Origin of the sequence: Streptomyces ureilyticus (genome assembly GCF_011045025.1) — a bacterium.
In the GTDB taxonomy this organism is placed as follows: domain Bacteria; phylum Actinomycetota; class Actinomycetes; order Streptomycetales; family Streptomycetaceae; genus Streptomyces; species Streptomyces ureilyticus.
The window spans coordinates 1-1,446 of the sequence record NZ_JAAKZX010000452.1; the positions used below are offsets into that span (position 1 = coordinate 1).

A 1,446-nucleotide genomic window follows, 5' to 3' on the forward strand; every position below is an offset into this window, starting at 1 on the left:
AAAGGACTTCCCAATCGTGATGTCAAGCCGCTGCTGTGACGGGAGGTGAACCTTGGTAGCACTGTCCGTCACGGATCATGGCCCACAGGACGTTGAGGCGTCGGCGAGCGAGGGCGAGCAGGGCCTGCTTGTGGCCCTTCCCTTCGCTCCGCTTCCGTTGGTAGTACGCCTTCGAGGCCGGACACGTCGTGATGCTGACCATCGCCGAGAGGTACATCGACCGCAGCAGGCCGCGGTGGTATCGCTTGGGCCTGCGCAGGTTGCCGCTGACGCGGCCGGAGTCGCGGGGCCGGGGAGCCAGGCCGGCGAAGCCGGCCAGGCGGTCGGCGCTGCCGAAGGCATCCATGTCGCCGCCGGTCGCGGCGATGAACTCGGCGCCGAGCTTGGCCCCCATGCCCGGCAGGCTGCGGATCACCTCGGCGTGTGGATGCTCGCGAAACCGGGCCTCGATCAGGGCGTCGAGCTCGGCGATCTCCTCATCGAGGGCCATCACCCCCTTCGCGAGCCGGACCACCATGGCGGCGGCCAGCTTCTCGCCGGGCAGCGCGGTCTGCTGGGCCTGCGCAGCCTCCACCGCCGTCTTCGCCAGCGCGGCAGCCCCGCGGACCTTCCGGTTCTTCAGCCACGTCTCGATCCGCTTCGCGCCCGCGCGGCGGATTGCAGCGGGGGTCTGGTAGCCCGTCAGCAGCATCACCGGCCCCTTGTTGACCAACTCCAGCGACCGCTCCAACGCGGGGAAGATCTCCAGCAGTTGGGCCCTCAGGCGGTTGATCTGCCGGGTGCGGTCGAAGACCACGTCAAGGCGCCGGTTGGTCAGCGTGCGCAGGTCGACGGCGATCTCGTCGCCGGGCCGCAGCAGGCCGAGGTCGCGACGGACGCGAGCCTGGTCGGCGATGACGAAGGCGTCCTTCGCATCCGTCTTGCCTTCGCCCTTATAGGTGGCCGAGGCGCGGTGGACGGCCAGGCCGGTCAGATAGGCCATGGGCTGGTCGTGGCTGACGAGCAGGCCGATGAGCAGGGCGGCGCCACCGTGGTTGAGGTCGACGGCCCACAGCACGTCGGCGGATATCGCCAGGACGTCGCCGATGAGCTCAAGCAGCTCGGTCTCGTCGTTCAGGACCCGGCGCGACAGCAGCCGTTCGCCGTCGGCGTTGATCACCACGCAGTGGTGATGTTCCTTGCCGATGTCCACCCCGGCCCAGATCTCGGGCACGGTCACCTCCGCCAGCTCGCCGTCTCACATGTCACCCGCAGACGACCTCGCCGACGTTGTCCTACAGCAGCGATCGAGTCGCGTCTCCCAATTGGCGGTCGAGTCGTCGCGGGGTTCCGGGTGGCCAAGTCCTTTGAGCCTTGCCAACGGCGCCGCCATGACAGCCATACCCAGAACCCCTGGGCCCTCTGATCTTACGAATGACCAGAGCAACCACCCTTGAAAGGTAGGAC

1 protein-coding gene is annotated in these 1,446 nt (G+C 68.1%); it reads right to left on the reverse strand.

Features of this window, described 5'->3' with window-relative positions:
* Positions 1-22: 22 nt before the first annotated feature.
* The gene (locus tag G6048_RS48070; RefSeq protein ID WP_165345892.1) at positions 23-1,213 is read right to left on the reverse strand and encodes an IS110 family RNA-guided transposase; all 1,191 of its coding nucleotides are present in this window, start codon (positions 1,211-1,213) and stop codon (positions 23-25) included.
* Positions 1,214-1,446: the final 233 nt, after the last annotated feature.